Here is a 13,583-nt window from a genome sequence, read left to right on the forward strand (position 1 = left end):
GCGGTTTTAGGGAGAGTCGGTAAACTTCAGTTCGCACTTTGCAATAGCAGCAGGCCAAATGGTGCCAGTGTATTGCCATCCAGATCAAACGCCCAGCCAGCGCTTAAACCTTTACGGTTAATAGCGCTGATATCCTGCGCGCTGTCACTCAGGTTTAAGATAAACAGGCTCTTACTGCCGTTTAGCTCACGGCTAATTTGCACCACACCGTTTGCGAATTGCGTCACAGCATAGCTACCGTCAGTGCCGAGCTCTGGCCGTTGTTTTTTTTGTGCTATTAAAAATTTATAAAGTGACCAGATGGAATCTGGCTGCGCCTGCTGTGCTGCTACGCTGCGATCTTCTGCCTGCAGTTGCTTAGCGAGAAAATCCGGATACCAGTTAGGGAAGCCTTTACCAAACAGGTGCATTTGTTCTACCCAACTGTTATCGGCTTGGGTAAAGCCTGCCTGTTTGCTGTTGTCCCACAGCATGGGCGCGCGTTTAAATACGTCGTGGCCGCTGCGATCCTGAGTTAGGCCAATTTCTTCACCGTAGTAAATGTAAGGCGTACCGGGCGAGCTAAACAACATGGCTGCTGCCAGTTTGGCTTTGGCATCGTGCTGTTTAAGTTGATAGGCGATGCGTTCCTGATCGTGGTTGGTTAAAAACGGCGCAAAAAAGTGCAGCGGTGCCTCAGATTCTGCACGTTGTTGTACATTCTGCTGTAATACCGAGGCATCTGCTACCTGCTGCTGTGCAGAGTGCATAGTGCCAAACTGCGCTTCGCCCCCGGCGTTGGGCTGCAGCAGGCCAAGAATTTTATAGCCGACTTCAAAATCAAAGCCCTGATCCAGGCCTTTACCTTCACCGTAGTAGCGCGCCGCTACCGGAATATCTACCCAGGCTTCGCCGACTAAGTAAGCCTCGGGGTTAACGCTTTTTACGTACTGGTTAAAATCCTGCCAGTAGGCAATAGTTTCATCGGTGTCGGCCTGAGCATCGGGGCCGCCTTCCATCGCAAAACGCACGGCATCCAAACGGAAGCCCGCCACGCCTTTATCCAGCCAGAATTTAGCCATTTTTTCCATTTCGGCAACGACATCGGGGTGGCGCAGGTTTAAGTCAGGCTGGCTGGCACCAAAAGCGGCGTAGTAATAAGCCTTACGCGTGTCGTTATAGTGCCATACGGCTTCGGGTTTATCATTGTCGCTCCAGGCGTGGCCCCAGCCACTGCCTGCTGGTGGCATATCGTCACGCCAGACAAAGTAATCTTTATATGGCACTTCACCGGCTGCCGAGCGTTTAAACCAGTCATGCTCGCTGGAGATATGGTTAATTACTAAATCCAGTATTACCTTCATGCCTTTGGCATCAGCAGCCTGAATAAAAGCTTCAAACTCGGCCATAGTGCCGTAATCACTTTCTACCTGGTAAAACTCGGTAAAATCGTAACCGTGGTATGAGGGCGCTTCAAACATTGGCGTCAGCCACAGTGCATTTACCCCCAGCTCCTGTAAATAGGGTAGTTTGGCGGTCATGCCGTTAAAGTCGCCGTGGCCATCGCCACTGGTATCATAAAAGCTACGCGGCCAGATTTGATAAAACACGGCATCTTGCCACCAGTCTTTGGCTGCTGCGCTTTCTTTAGTTGCCGCGCTTTGCTGCACGGCGGTTGCTGCCTGTGTAGTATTGGGTTCAGTGCTGTTGGTTGGTGCCGGCTTACAACCGGCCAGTAATAAAGACAGCGCCAGTGCGCTTAAGGTAAAAGCTTTCATTGCGTCCCCGTAAAAGTATTATTTCAGGCACCATTATTTTATGTCGCACTCTGTTGTGTTGAGCGAGATGCAGCAATTTGGTGCAGTTTTGCTGGTTAATGGTTGGTAATAACGCCAAAACAGTGCAACAACAAGATGAATACGTATGCACAGTTTTGCGCAAAATGGCTGCTATCGTGTAGTTTAGGCCAACATAAGAAGCATCATAATAGAATAAAAGTATCCGGGGACCTGTAATGAAACAACCTAAGCTCTCTTTCTGGCAGATCTGGAACCTCAGTTTCGGTTTTCTGGGTGTGCAAATTGGTTTTGCGCTGCAAAACGGTAACGTCAGCCGGATCTTATCTGATCTGGGAGCCGACTTATCATCATTGTCGTTATTCTGGCTGGCAGCCCCGATTATGGGCTTACTGGTGCAGCCTATTGTCGGTGCGGCGTCGGACCGTACCTGGAATAAACTCGGTCGCCGGTTACCCTTTATGCTAGGCGGTGCCATAGTTGCAGCGGCGGCTATGGTATTGCTGCCTAACTCGTCAATGATGGTGGCTTTTATTCCGCCAATGTTGTTCGGCCTGATTATCTTCGCTATTAAAGATGCTGCTTTTAATGTGACCTTTCAGCCGTTTCGTTCTCTGGTATCTGATATGGTGCCGCCGGAACAGCGTAACATCGGTTACTCTGTGCAAACCTTGCTGATCAATATTGGTGCGGTATTTGGCTCTATTTTGCCTTTTGTTTTAACCAATGTGGTTGGGCTGGAAAACGCCTCTAAAGCCGGTGAAGTAGCGCCTTCAGTTATTTGGGCATTTTATATTGGTGCCACCGTGCTGTTGGGTTCTGTGCTGTGGACAGTATTTCGTACCAAAGAATACGCACCTGAGCAATATTACGCCTATAAAGGGCTGGATTCAGAAGCTCAGGCTTTGGCCGAACAGGTGCGCCAGTCGCGCTCGCTGGGTGAGAAGTTAACCGATTTCTGGCAAACCATGAAAAGCATGCCGCGTATTATGAAACAACTGGCGCTGGTGCAGTTTTTCTCCTGGTTTGCGTTGTTTATTATGTGGACCTATTTTCCCGCGGCCATTGCGCAAAACACCTGGGGTGTTGGCGTAGAGTGGTATAACGGCGCCTATATTGCCCAAATGGGTGGTGTTCCGGCGCATATTGCAGCCGCTAAAGGCGCAGCCGGTGACTGGGTTGGTATTTTATATGCCGGTTACTCGCTGTTTGCTGTGCTTTTTTCATTAGTCATGGCCAAACTGGCTAACCTGTTTGGCCGCAAGTTTGTTTATTCAATATCGCTGTTAGCCGGTGGCCTGGGTTATTTAAGCTTTGTGCTGTTTACCGACCCCTCCATGACACATGTAAACCTGTTAATTACTCAGGTAGAAATTCCTAAAGGTGCACTGGGCCTGATGATCCCAATGCTAGGTGTGGGTATTGCCTGGGCGGCTATTCTGGCTATGCCATACGCAATACTGGCTGGTGCCTTACCGGCGAATAAAACCGGCGTGTATATGGGAATTTTTAACTTTACCATTGCCGCACCGCAGATTATCTCCGGCTTAATTGCTGGTTGGATCTTAGGCTCGGTATTTCAAAACCAGGCTGTATATATCGTAATGTTAGCCGGTGCCGCCATGGTGCTGGGTGCACTGTCGGTTTGGTTGATTAAAGAGCAGGACGATACTGCGGCTAAATAGTGTGCTTACTGGCGGTCGCGATAAAAGGTTACGGTATTGCGACCGCTGCGTTTGGCTTCATACAAGGCTTCGTCGGCCTGCTTTAGCAGGGTTTGAAAATCCAGGCCACTGAATTGTTTAGCGTAGGTTGCACCAATACTGATAGTCAGGTTAAGTGGTTTACCTTCAACCGTACCTGCGTGCTGCTCAACTTGCTGGCGCAAGCGCTGGCCAATACAGCGGGCGTCAGCCTCTGAGGTATTGGGCATTACTATGGCAAATTCCTCTCCACCCATACGGCCGATTAAATCTGTTTTACGCAGCACCTGTGTCAAAATTTGTGCGACCTGCTTTAACGCTGCATCTCCCACAGCATGGCCAAAGGTGTCATTGATGCTTTTAAAATGATCCAGATCCAGCATCATCACCGCCAATTGCGTATTGGCACCACCCTTGGTTAGATAAGCTGACGACTCACGCATAAAATGCCGTCGGTTTGGTAGCAGTGTTAATTCGTCTAAATTGGCTTGTTGCACCAGCAGCTGTTCACGGGTGATAAAAAACAACAGTGGTAGTAGTGCCGCTGCTACGGTAGTAAGTAGCATATGGCTGAGTAAAATCAGTTGTAACAAGGCTACTGTGTGCTGGGGTAATGCTGTGTGCCAGTGGTTAAGATACAAATAGGTTTCTGCCAGCATGGCAAATGCATGCAGTGCCAGTGCGCATTGCAACAATCTGCTGGCAAACTGCGGTTTTGTTAAGGCCTGAAGCAACCTTATACACCAGATACAACTTGCGGCAATAGCAATAGCATTAAGCACTGCGGCACTGTGTGAAAACGTGTAGCTGGTACTTAGTAGTAACAAATATGCTATAGCACACATGCTGATAATTCTGAATGGCAGGCCTGCTGAAGGGCCGTGGATAAAGCGGACTAAACCGGTACCAACCAGCAAAGGCGGCAGTGCCAGCAACGCATGCGCCAGTAGCACACTGAGCACAGGCGGCACCTGATACAATCGGCTGGCAGCAAGCAGGCTGGCGATAACAAAAATCAGGCAGGATAACGCCCAATGCCAAAATGCGCTTTGCTGTGGATGCAACTTTGCCAGTAACGCCATATAACCGGCCACCAACAGATTAACTGTTAGTGTCAGAAAGATTAAGGTGGGCAAGTCCAGAACTGGCATATAAAGGTATTGTTAATAAGAAGGCGAATAAATTGTAAATGCAGAGAGGGTAATTAGCCAGTGTTTCTGTTGTGTGCACACGGTCTGGCAGCGGGCATTTTCATTTAATAGCGGGTAAAAAGATTTAGTGCTGTTGATTAATAATGTCTACCACGGCATTGGCTGATTGCACGGCCGACTCCAGCAACGGCACGCCCTCCCATGCCCATGAGCCACAAAAAAACACCTGGCGGCCGCTTTGGCTGTGCCATTGCTTAAGGGCTTTATGCACTTGTGCAGTGCCCGGAGTAACAACAGCACGTTGTAGCGGTATCCGTGCCAGTACGGTATCCGGTTTGGGTTCAAACAGTGGGTTCCAGGTTTGAAACACCGGCACGCTATCTGTAAGCGTAGGTTCTACCTTGTTAACCCAGACAGTAAACATCGGTTTTGTTAGTGTTTTATCCAGCTGAAAATTCAAAGCTGTCCAGTCTTGTTGTTTTAGCGGCATAAAGCGGCTGTCCTGATGCACCCAAAGCTCGCCTGAGTCAAAGCCAATACCTTGCAGTATTTCACGCTCAGCACCAAACTGTGCGTCATCCAAAAAACTTAGCTGGTTAGCCTGGGTGGCAACAATTACCCGGTCGAACACGCCACCATCACCGCATTCATTATAAACCTGCACCCCTTGCCCGACTGTTTTAACCTGCACTACAGGGCTGCCACTATGCAAAGGCAGGTCTTTAGCCAGCGCCTGCACCAGTGCTGAAGTGCCGCCTTCCAGCCTACAAAGCTGGCTGCTGTGCAAAATACCATTCAGTAATAACAGCAACTGCGCTGCGGGCCAGTTTAACAGGTGTTTTTCCTCACAGGTGCAAATGGTGGTAAGAATGGGTAGCACCAGGCCGCGCCAGAACAAGGGATCAAAGTTGTGCTGCTGTAAAATGTCAGCCAGCGTGGCATTGTTCACAGTGGCATCGTTGCTGTGGTGCTCAAGCTGGCGGGTTAGCCGCCGTAGTTGCCAGATACCTAATCCCATGCGCAAGGCGTTGCGGTTCAGGTAGCGCCACGAGCCAATAAAGGGCCAGCCCAGCAGTGGAACTTCGCCACTGCGAAACCAGGTATGCCGGTTAGTCCGGCTGCAGGACGTATTTGTACGCACGTTAAAGGTGCCTATGCCAACTTCTTTGGCCAGCGCAAGCAGGCTGGGCCAGCTTTCGGGGCTCATCACGCGCAAAGGTACATCTACCATGCCGCCATTTACGTTAAGGCGGTGGGCATCCATACCGTGGCAGTTATGAGCTTCAAATACTGTAACATTATGGCCGGCACTGCGCGCCCGGTAGGCCGCCGCTAACCCTGCCATACCGCTGCCAACTACAGCAATAGAGTATCTGGCCCTACGTTCAGCCATCAATGCCCTCCCGGTTCTACATTAGCAACATCTGGCGATGTTGTTTTCAGACAATAGGACACAGTAAAACACATTTCGGCGCCGGGTGTCGCCAAACGGTAAAAATGGTAGGGCTGGGTAGGGTTAAAGTATGCCTATTTCTGTGCGCGATAATAGGCAACCAGCGCATTGGCGTGGCCGTGGCCAATGCCATGCTGCGTTTTTAAAAACGCTACCTGCGCCATATGCGGTTGATCCTTAACGTTATCCAGCAAGGTTAACCAGTGTTGTATGCTCTGGCCGTAGTTTTTTTCAATCGACGGAAAATAAGACGCCGGGCCTTTAACAGCTTGTTCTTTGCTCATTGGGGTTCCTGTTAGCTAAGTGATACTAAGGTGTAGTCGTACCATAGCGGGAAAATTCGACATGGCAAATAAAGAATATTCAAAAAGTATTCTCAACCAAATATGCAACCATAAGGTTGCATATTTGGTTGTGCTGTGCTTTAGTTAAGCCGTAGTAAAACTAAACTCAAATACGAGGCAACTTATGCAAAATATTATTCAGCGCGACCTTACTATTAACGCCACAGCAGAGCGCATATATAACGCCATTGCCACACCAGAGCAGGTGGTAAAGTGGTTTCCCGATACGTTAACAGGCGAATACCGGCAGGGCGCACAAGCGGTATTCAGCTTTGGCGAAAAACACAGAAGCAGTGTTTACATTGAAGCCGCCAACCCTTACAACTACTTTGCTTATCGTTGGGTGCCAGGCGGCAATAATTTTATTGGTGAAGTACTTACTGTACCGCATACTCTGGTTGAGTTTCGTATTACAGAGCTGGAACCGGGCCGCTGTAAAATCAGCTTAACTGAAACCGGCTTTGCCGATTTACCGGCAGATATTGCCGCCAGCAGTCTGGCGCAAAACAGCAATGGCTGGGACTTTATGCTGACACGGCTACAACAATATTTTAGCAAGGAGGGCAAGTGAGCCAGGCTGCTATAGCACAAATATTTAAAGCACTGGGCGACCCGGTGCGGTTGCAGATAGTGCAACGCTTATCGAATGGCGCTGCACTTTGTATGGGTGAACTGTCTAAAGATCTCGGTATTAGCCGCCAGGGCGCGCGTAAGCAAATTCAGGCGCTGGTGTCAGCAAAAGTAGTACAGCTGCACCCGGCCGGGCGCGAAGTAAAAGTGCAGTTAGACTCGGCTGCCCTACAGCAAGGGCGTGATTTTATCACTGCGCTGGAAGCACAGTGGGATCAACGCTTGCTGGCATTAAAGCAGTTTACCGAGCAGTGAATGCCAGAGCGTGTGATATTTAAGGCAGTTGCAGCAGGCGCTCGCTACGCCAGACGCGGGCCAGGCTAATGCAGTCTGCCTCGCGCAGATAAACCATACGAAACGGCGGTAGGATAATTTCACGGATATTGGCCTGATTAAACTCGGGCACTATCCTGCCGGAATCTGGTTGAGCAGTAAGGCGCTGTGCTGCGGCCAAAATATCTGTAATAAACCGCTGGCCAATATGCGGCACGCCTTGCTCCAGATACCAGGCTTTTATCGCCAATAAGTCAGACATTGCCGACTGAGCAAGCTCTAACCGCACTCAGCCGATCCCCAGCAGCTGTTTAGCCTGTTCTGCAGTAATAGTGTTGCCATCACGAATATCCGCCAGGCCGGTGGCAATTGCTTTAACAAAGCGCAATTCTTCAGCGGTGTTTTCGTAATCCTCCAGCGCCTGCACCACGGCAACGCCGCGGCCACGGCTGGTAAGCAGCACTGGCCGGTGGGTGCTATTGGTTTGCGTTACCACTTTACCGGGGTTTATTTTTAAATCCGATAACGGCACCACGTCTTCAGAGAATTTGGTTTGCATCATCAGCTCCTGCTATTAATAGTGTCATTAATAGCACCTGTTAAAAGGTGCCGTCAAGTGGTGTTAGTGTCAGAGATTTAATAATGGCAGGCTTTTCATAGGCACTTTTTATCAATTGCTATATTCCTTGCCAGGCACCACAATGTTTTAGTTAACCCACCACAATCAAACATTAAAGGACAGGACTATGACTCTGCATATTGACCTTATTCCAGTGCTCTCCATCGTTGCCGGCATTTTGATACTGATCCGGCCCAGGATCCTAAACTATGTAGTGGCTATTTATCTGATCGCCGTCGGTGTAATCCAGATTTTTGGCTTGTAAAGTTGATTAACGGGCAAACATAAGCAATCAATTTGTTCTGACTGTTTGCTCTTCATTCCAACGATTGCCGCTAACAAAAGTGGACAGATCATTACACCTAACCCCTTGTTCGCGTATCACCTTAAGGGCTTGTGTGGCCACCAGTTGGCGTAAATAGAATGGCTGATGCACCACAAAATGATGGATAGTATGGGTGCTGCCAAAGTTAAAACAAAATAGCTGCAGCGGCATAAAATACCAGCGATCCAGAATTTGAGTTTGCTGTAGCACGTTATGTACGTTGCCATAATAATGCATATGAGAAGTGATAAAATTTAAACAGAACGAGCGAAGAACGTTAGGGGCGATTAGCACTACTACGGCGAAATCAATGCCTTGCATTAGCCATACTAAGCTCTCTGGATAGGAACCTGCGCTAATGCCGCCGAATAGCGCATCATAGGCGTGGAATAACAAAAACACATACCAAGTTAAAAAGTACAGGCTGGCCAGCGGAAAGCTCGCTTGCAGCAGCTTTTGTACGGAAAAGTTATCGACTTCCCGGCGCAAAATAGCGCGGCGTATAAACAGACCCGATAACCCATCAAACATCACGATAAAACGGCTAAAGCCATAGGCGATGCCATTGCCTACCAGGCGTTCTTCTATATCGTTGGTGCTGCCGGAGACTTTATGATGTAACAGGTGCATACCGCGCCTGTACCAGGGGCTAACTGTGTTAGGGCGCATCAACCAGGTTAGCAGCATCATGCCGTGGTAGATAATTGGCGTGTTACGAAAATACTGACGATGGATCAGATCATGTTCAATTTCATGCGACACGGATGCACACAGTGCGGCCACGATTATACAAACCCAGGCCGGAATTAACTGCAGGTAATATAAACCAGCGGCAGTTACCATCCCCGTTAGGGCAAATAATAAGATACCCAAACCAAGCCAATCCTGGTAGCGCAGGATGGCATAGCGTTCGCGCCAATAATGTTCTTCGGCCCGAATAGCCTGAATGATGTAGCGGACCCGTTGCTGTGCGGATAGCTCATCTGATGCGTTGCTTACTGACATCTACGTAGCCTTTGCAAATAGAGCAGCCTAACAGATAGTTCAGCTGACAGCTGAAATTAATGCACTAAGCACCCTTTCGCTATGTCTGGCATGGCAATGCGGCTTGCACTTTACAGCGTGTTTCAGCCGCTTCTACTGTGCTGAAACTAACGAATATCCAGCACCAACGTGCCGCGGGCTGGTACGGTAAGTTGTTTATCCAGCTTAATGCTTTTACCGGTGATTACCTCTGTTGCGGTTTTGCCTTGTGGTAATACTTCATTAAAACGGGCTAAGTCCAGCGTTACTGCTTTGGCTTGTTTATTCATTACCACCATTACCGTTTGCGTTTCGTTGTAGCGGAAAAAAGTATAAGTGCCATTATCGGGAGCAAAGTGCATTAGCTTGCCGCTGTGAATGGTGGTTGCGGTTTTGCGCCAGTTAAGCAGGGTTTTTACCAACTGCTGGGCGCTTTTTTGTGTGGCGTTTAAACCTTTACCGGTAAAGGCATTAACCTTGTCGCCGGCCCAGCCGCCGGGGAAGTCGGCGCGTACTTTGCCGTCGTCGCGCTGTTTCGGGCTTTGCATCGCGATTTCGGTGCCGTAAAACATTTGTGGTATACCGCGCATGGTAAGCAGGTAGCTAACGGCCATGCGGTACAAGTTAAAATCTTCATCCAGCACAGAAAACAGCCGGGCTGTGTCGTGGTTGCCTTCAAAGGTAACCAGATTAAACGGGTCGGCGTATACATGGTCGTTGCTGAGCATTTCATACAGGCCAATCCAGCCGCTGTTCCAGTCTTCAGCGGTGGTGAGTGCTTTTAACAGCGCCTCATACAGCGGAAAATCCAGCATTGCGGGGGTGTGTGACACATAACCATCTTTATTTTGTTTACCGCGCTGCCAGTACGATACGATTAGCGGGTTGGGGCTCCATTCTTCACCAACGATATTAAAATCGGGGTACTCCTGCATAATACGACGGCCCCATTCGCTTAAAAACTGTTTGTCGGCATAGCTGTAGGTGTCTTCGCGGATACCGGCCAAATTAGCGTATTCCACCCACCAGATACTGTTTTGAATCAGGTAAGTGGCCAGTAGCGGGTGGCGCTGGTTAAGGTCGGGCATGGTGTCGACAAACCAGCCGTCGGTAAACAGTTCGGTGTCGGCTTTGCTGGCGTAAGGATCTTGTATGGTACTGCGGCTGTGGTTGGTGCCAATAAAGGGCACGCCTTGTTGCAGAGTGTCTTGCTTGTTTAGCCAGTTGTCATCGGGTAAGTCGGCTAGCCACCAGTGCTGATGGCCAATATGGTTCAGAATAATATCCTGAATAACCTTAATGCCTTTGGCATTGGCTGCCACAACAAAATCGCGGTATTGCTGGTTAGTACCGTAGCGCGCATCAATATTGTATAAATCGGTGGCGGCATAGCCGTGGTAAGAATAAGCGCTTTGGTTGTTTTCTGTCAGTGGCATAGGCCAGATGGCGGTGTAGCCCATGTTGGCAATATAGGGCAGAGCATTTTGCATACCGGCAATATCGCCGCCGTGGCGGCCGCTGTCATCCTGGCGGTTTGCCTGTTCCAGCATGCCGGGCATGTTGTCGTTGCCCGGATTACCGTTGGCAAAACGGTCTGGGGACAGCAGGTAAATAACATCGGCCGGGTTAAAGCCCTGGCGTTTGGCCGAGTTGGCGCTGCGCTGTAATAGCGGATAGCTATGGCTTAGCACCGTTTCGCCGTTGTGGCTAAAATGCAGGGCAATATCGCCGGGTTTTACATTGCCGGCCAGTGTCAGGTTAACAAACAGGTAGTTAGGGTTGTTGGTGCGGGTTACGCCGCTAAGTGTTACGCCGTCGTACTTTACCTGTGGTTGCAGTTGGGCGATATCTTTACCATATAACATTAACTGCAGTTCGGGGTGCTGCATACCTGCCCACCAGTTGGCTGGCTCCAGCCGTTCAATAACAAAGTTATCCGCCATTACATGGCTACTCACCAGGGTGGTTAGGGCAATAAGGGTTTTGTGGTACATAGCAAAAAGTCCGCTGACACTTGGGTAGCCTATCGTGAAGCAGTGCACCATTATGACGCAAGGTTAGCAGCGGTTTTTGCATACGTATTCAGCTACAACCCGGACCAGTGCCGGTAGCTGTCAGCGGTGTAATGCTGCTATTTGCTGCTGCAAAAAGCGTTGTTCGGGGGCCTGTTTGCAATAACTTAATGCCTGTTGGTAAGCCTGAAGTGCTTCGGCTTTAAGGCCAAGCTGGCGCAGCAAATCCGCCTTGGCGGCGTACAGCAGGTGATACCGGCTTAGTTCACCTTGTAACTCCAACTCGCTTATCAGTGCCAGCCCGGCTGCAGGGCCGTCGCGCATGGCAATAGCAACGGCCCGGTTAAGCGCAATAACCGGCGACGGATCGGCCTGTAGTAGTAAATTGTATAAGCCGCAAATTTCCTGCCAGTCGGTGTGTTCTGCACTTGGGGCCTCGCTGTGAATAGCAGCAATAGCGGCCTGCAGCGTATAAGGGCCAATACGGCGGGTGCGCAATGACCATTGCACTAGCTCACTGCCTTCCTGTATTTCGTTTTGTTGCCATAAACTACGGTTTTGCTGTGGCAGCAATACCAGCTCGCCGTTGGTACTGATGCGGGCGTTGCGCCTTGCATGTTGCAGCAGCATTAGTGCCAGCAAACCTGCGGTTTCGGCATTGGGCAGTAGCTGCAGCATTAAGCGGCCCAAGCGGATGGCTTCATCACTTAAGCTGACATCCAGTAACTGCGCACCCGCGGAGGCAGAATAGCCTTCGTTAAACAGCAGATAAATAACCTGCAGTACGGCATCAAGCCGTTGTGGCAATGCTGCCGGTGGCGGTACTTCGTAAGGGATACGCGCATCACGTATTTTGCCTTTGGCGCGTACTATGCGCTGCGCCACTGTGGTGGGGCTGGTTAAAAAGGCGCTGGCTATTTGCTCGGTGGTTAAGCCGCATACTTCACGCAGCGTCAGCGCCAGCTGTGCATCGGCAGCTAAACTGGGGTGGCAACAGGTAAAGATCAGCCGCAGCTGGTCGTCGGCTATCGGTTGTTGATCCGGCGTATCTTCGGCTGCCAGTTGTTGCAGTATTTCATCCGGCAGTTGGGTCAAGCGGGCCGTTTTACGCAGTTGATCAATAGCTTTAAAACGCCCGGCCGATACCAGCCAGGCGGCTGGGTTAGCTGGTATGCCATCTGTTGGCCATTGCTTAAGTGCAGCATGAAAGGCTTCGTGCAGTGCTTCTTCGGCTAAGTCAAAATCGCCCAGCAGGCGGATCAGCGTAGCCAGCACTTTACGTGACTCATGCCTGTATAGTGCGCTTATCCGCTGTTGTATGCTTATTGCTTCAGCCTCTTGCTTCTGCTGCACGGTTTTTATAGCTCAAGCTGGCGCACGGGCCGTACTTCTACCGAGCCTACCCGTGCTGCCGGTATGCCGCTGGCGATTTGGATTGCTTCGTTTAAATCGTGCGCCTCTACCAGATAAAAACCGGCCAGTTGCTCTTTAGTTTCTGCAAAAGGGCCGTCGGTAATACTGACTTTACCGCTGCGCACCCGGATGGTTGTGGCTGTGCTTACCGGTTGCAGGGCTTCGGCGGCCAGCATACGGCCGCTGCCGTGTATTTTTTCAGCGTAGGCATTGCACTCACTGTCATGCGGGCTGTCGGGCAGGCTATGCAGGGTGTTTTCGTCGCTGTATACCAGACACAGATATTTCATGGTTAAACTCCTTCCGGTGCCAAATCTGACAAAATAGTACCGCTTTCCATATCGAATGGCATTGAGTAATGTTCGTGCACAATTTTCCAGCCGTTGCTGCCATGCTGCCAGCATTGGGTGGCGCGCATCCAGCAGCGTTGCATTTCACCTTTTTCATTGGCGCCGCCGCAGTGGTTAAGGCTGTGGCTGAAAGCCAGTTGGCCATTAGCCTGCACTTTTAACTGATGCAGCTCAAACAAGGATTCGCCGCTGCAAAACTCCATACAGCGCTGCCAGTGGGCGCGGTACGCATCTATGCCTTTAAACTGTAGCTGTGCTATAGCGTCAAAGGCGACAACATCAGCATGATAAAGGCGGGTAATAGCGGCAACATCTTTTGCCCGTACGGCGAGGGTCCAGTTAGCCAGAAGATCGCTGATTTGTTGCGCACTTTGGTTGTTGTTCATACTGTAGTTCCTGTTGTTCACATTGATTGGTATAACTGGTCGCAACAGCGGTGGCTAATTCGACAAAGCTGGCATTATTTTTAGCAACTTCTTTATATCGGGTCGGGTTTTTACTGCGCAAAGTGT

At 50.1% G+C, this 13,583-nt stretch carries 15 protein-coding genes; 4 read left to right on the forward strand and 11 right to left on the reverse strand.

The annotated features are described in order from the left end of the window. Window positions 1-26: 26 nt before the first annotated feature. Complete coding sequence (locus M2404_RS04475) at window positions 27-1,757, reverse strand: alpha-amylase family glycosyl hydrolase (RefSeq protein ID WP_259238529.1); 1,731 nt, start codon at window positions 1,755-1,757, stop codon at window positions 27-29. A 236-nt stretch (window positions 1,758-1,993) separates the two neighbouring features. Between M2404_RS04475 and M2404_RS04480 the strand changes: the two genes are divergently transcribed. Next, a complete protein-coding gene (locus tag M2404_RS04480) occupies window positions 1,994-3,460 on the forward strand; it encodes an MFS transporter (RefSeq protein ID WP_259238530.1) in 1,467 nt (488 codons plus the stop codon). A gap of 5 nt (window positions 3,461-3,465) precedes the next feature. Here the strand turns inward: M2404_RS04480 and M2404_RS04485 are convergent, their stop codons facing one another. The 3 genes from M2404_RS04485 to M2404_RS04495 form a co-directional block, all read right to left on the reverse strand. After that, window positions 3,466-4,614, reverse strand: a complete 1,149-nt coding sequence (locus M2404_RS04485) for a GGDEF domain-containing protein (RefSeq protein ID WP_259238531.1) — start codon at window positions 4,612-4,614, stop codon at window positions 3,466-3,468. A gap of 139 nt (window positions 4,615-4,753) precedes the next feature. Next, window positions 4,754-6,022 carry an FAD-dependent oxidoreductase gene (locus tag M2404_RS04490; RefSeq protein WP_259238532.1) on the reverse strand — a complete coding sequence of 423 codons (1,269 nt, stop codon included), beginning with the start codon at window positions 6,020-6,022 and terminating at the stop codon, window positions 4,754-4,756. A 134-nt stretch (window positions 6,023-6,156) separates the two neighbouring features. Beyond that, window positions 6,157-6,366 carry a DUF4287 domain-containing protein gene (locus tag M2404_RS04495; RefSeq protein ID WP_259238533.1) on the reverse strand — a complete coding sequence of 70 codons (210 nt, stop codon included), beginning with the start codon at window positions 6,364-6,366 and terminating at the stop codon, window positions 6,157-6,159. Window positions 6,367-6,550: 184 nt separating this feature from the next. Here M2404_RS04495 and M2404_RS04500 point away from each other — a divergent pair, with 184 nt between their 5' ends. Together M2404_RS04500 and M2404_RS04505 are read left to right on the forward strand one after the other, a co-directional pair. Beyond that, entirely contained in the window at window positions 6,551-6,997 is a 447-nt protein-coding gene (locus M2404_RS04500) for an SRPBCC domain-containing protein (protein WP_259238534.1), read from the forward strand. Beyond that, window positions 6,994-7,311 carry an ArsR/SmtB family transcription factor gene (locus M2404_RS04505; protein ID WP_259238535.1) on the forward strand — a complete coding sequence of 106 codons (318 nt, stop codon included), beginning with the start codon at window positions 6,994-6,996 and terminating at the stop codon, window positions 7,309-7,311. The genes M2404_RS04500 and M2404_RS04505 overlap by 4 nt, the downstream gene beginning before the upstream one ends. Window positions 7,312-7,330: 19 nt before the next feature. Here the strand turns inward: M2404_RS04505 and M2404_RS04510 are convergent, their stop codons facing one another. Together M2404_RS04510 and M2404_RS04515 are read right to left on the reverse strand one after the other, a co-directional pair. Beyond that, on the reverse strand, window positions 7,331-7,618 hold the full coding sequence (locus M2404_RS04510) for a type II toxin-antitoxin system RelE/ParE family toxin (protein ID WP_259238536.1): 288 nt from the start codon (window positions 7,616-7,618) through the stop codon (window positions 7,331-7,333). Then, a complete protein-coding gene (locus M2404_RS04515; RefSeq protein WP_259238682.1) occupies window positions 7,619-7,888 on the reverse strand; it encodes a type II toxin-antitoxin system Phd/YefM family antitoxin in 270 nt (89 codons plus the stop codon). A gap of 187 nt (window positions 7,889-8,075) precedes the next feature. Between M2404_RS04515 and M2404_RS04520 the strand changes: the two genes are divergently transcribed. Next, window positions 8,076-8,213, forward strand: a complete 138-nt coding sequence (locus M2404_RS04520; protein WP_259238537.1) for a DUF3096 domain-containing protein — start codon at window positions 8,076-8,078, stop codon at window positions 8,211-8,213. Between the two features lie 27 nt (window positions 8,214-8,240). Here the strand turns inward: M2404_RS04520 and M2404_RS04525 are convergent, their stop codons facing one another. From M2404_RS04525 to M2404_RS04545, 5 genes are all read right to left on the reverse strand, one after another. Next, complete coding sequence (locus tag M2404_RS04525; RefSeq protein ID WP_259238538.1) at window positions 8,241-9,278, reverse strand: fatty acid desaturase; 1,038 nt, start codon at window positions 9,276-9,278, stop codon at window positions 8,241-8,243. Window positions 9,279-9,424: 146 nt separating this feature from the next. Further along, on the reverse strand, window positions 9,425-11,290 hold the full coding sequence (locus M2404_RS04530) for a glycoside hydrolase family 13 protein (protein ID WP_259238539.1): 1,866 nt from the start codon (window positions 11,288-11,290) through the stop codon (window positions 9,425-9,427). Window positions 11,291-11,410: 120 nt separating this feature from the next. Then, on the reverse strand, window positions 11,411-12,661 hold the full coding sequence (locus tag M2404_RS04535) for an RNA polymerase sigma factor (RefSeq protein WP_259238540.1): 1,251 nt from the start codon (window positions 12,659-12,661) through the stop codon (window positions 11,411-11,413). Window positions 12,662-12,666: 5 nt separating this feature from the next. Beyond that, the gene (locus tag M2404_RS04540) at window positions 12,667-13,011 is read right to left on the reverse strand and encodes a YciI family protein (protein WP_259238541.1); all 345 of its coding nucleotides are present in this window, start codon (window positions 13,009-13,011) and stop codon (window positions 12,667-12,669) included. A gap of 2 nt (window positions 13,012-13,013) precedes the next feature. Next, window positions 13,014-13,457 carry a YybH family protein gene (locus M2404_RS04545; protein WP_259238542.1) on the reverse strand — a complete coding sequence of 148 codons (444 nt, stop codon included), beginning with the start codon at window positions 13,455-13,457 and terminating at the stop codon, window positions 13,014-13,016. Window positions 13,458-13,583: the final 126 nt, after the last annotated feature.

Source organism: Rheinheimera pacifica (genome assembly GCF_024809855.1).
Classification (GTDB): domain Bacteria; phylum Pseudomonadota; class Gammaproteobacteria; order Enterobacterales; family Alteromonadaceae; genus Alishewanella; species Alishewanella pacifica_A.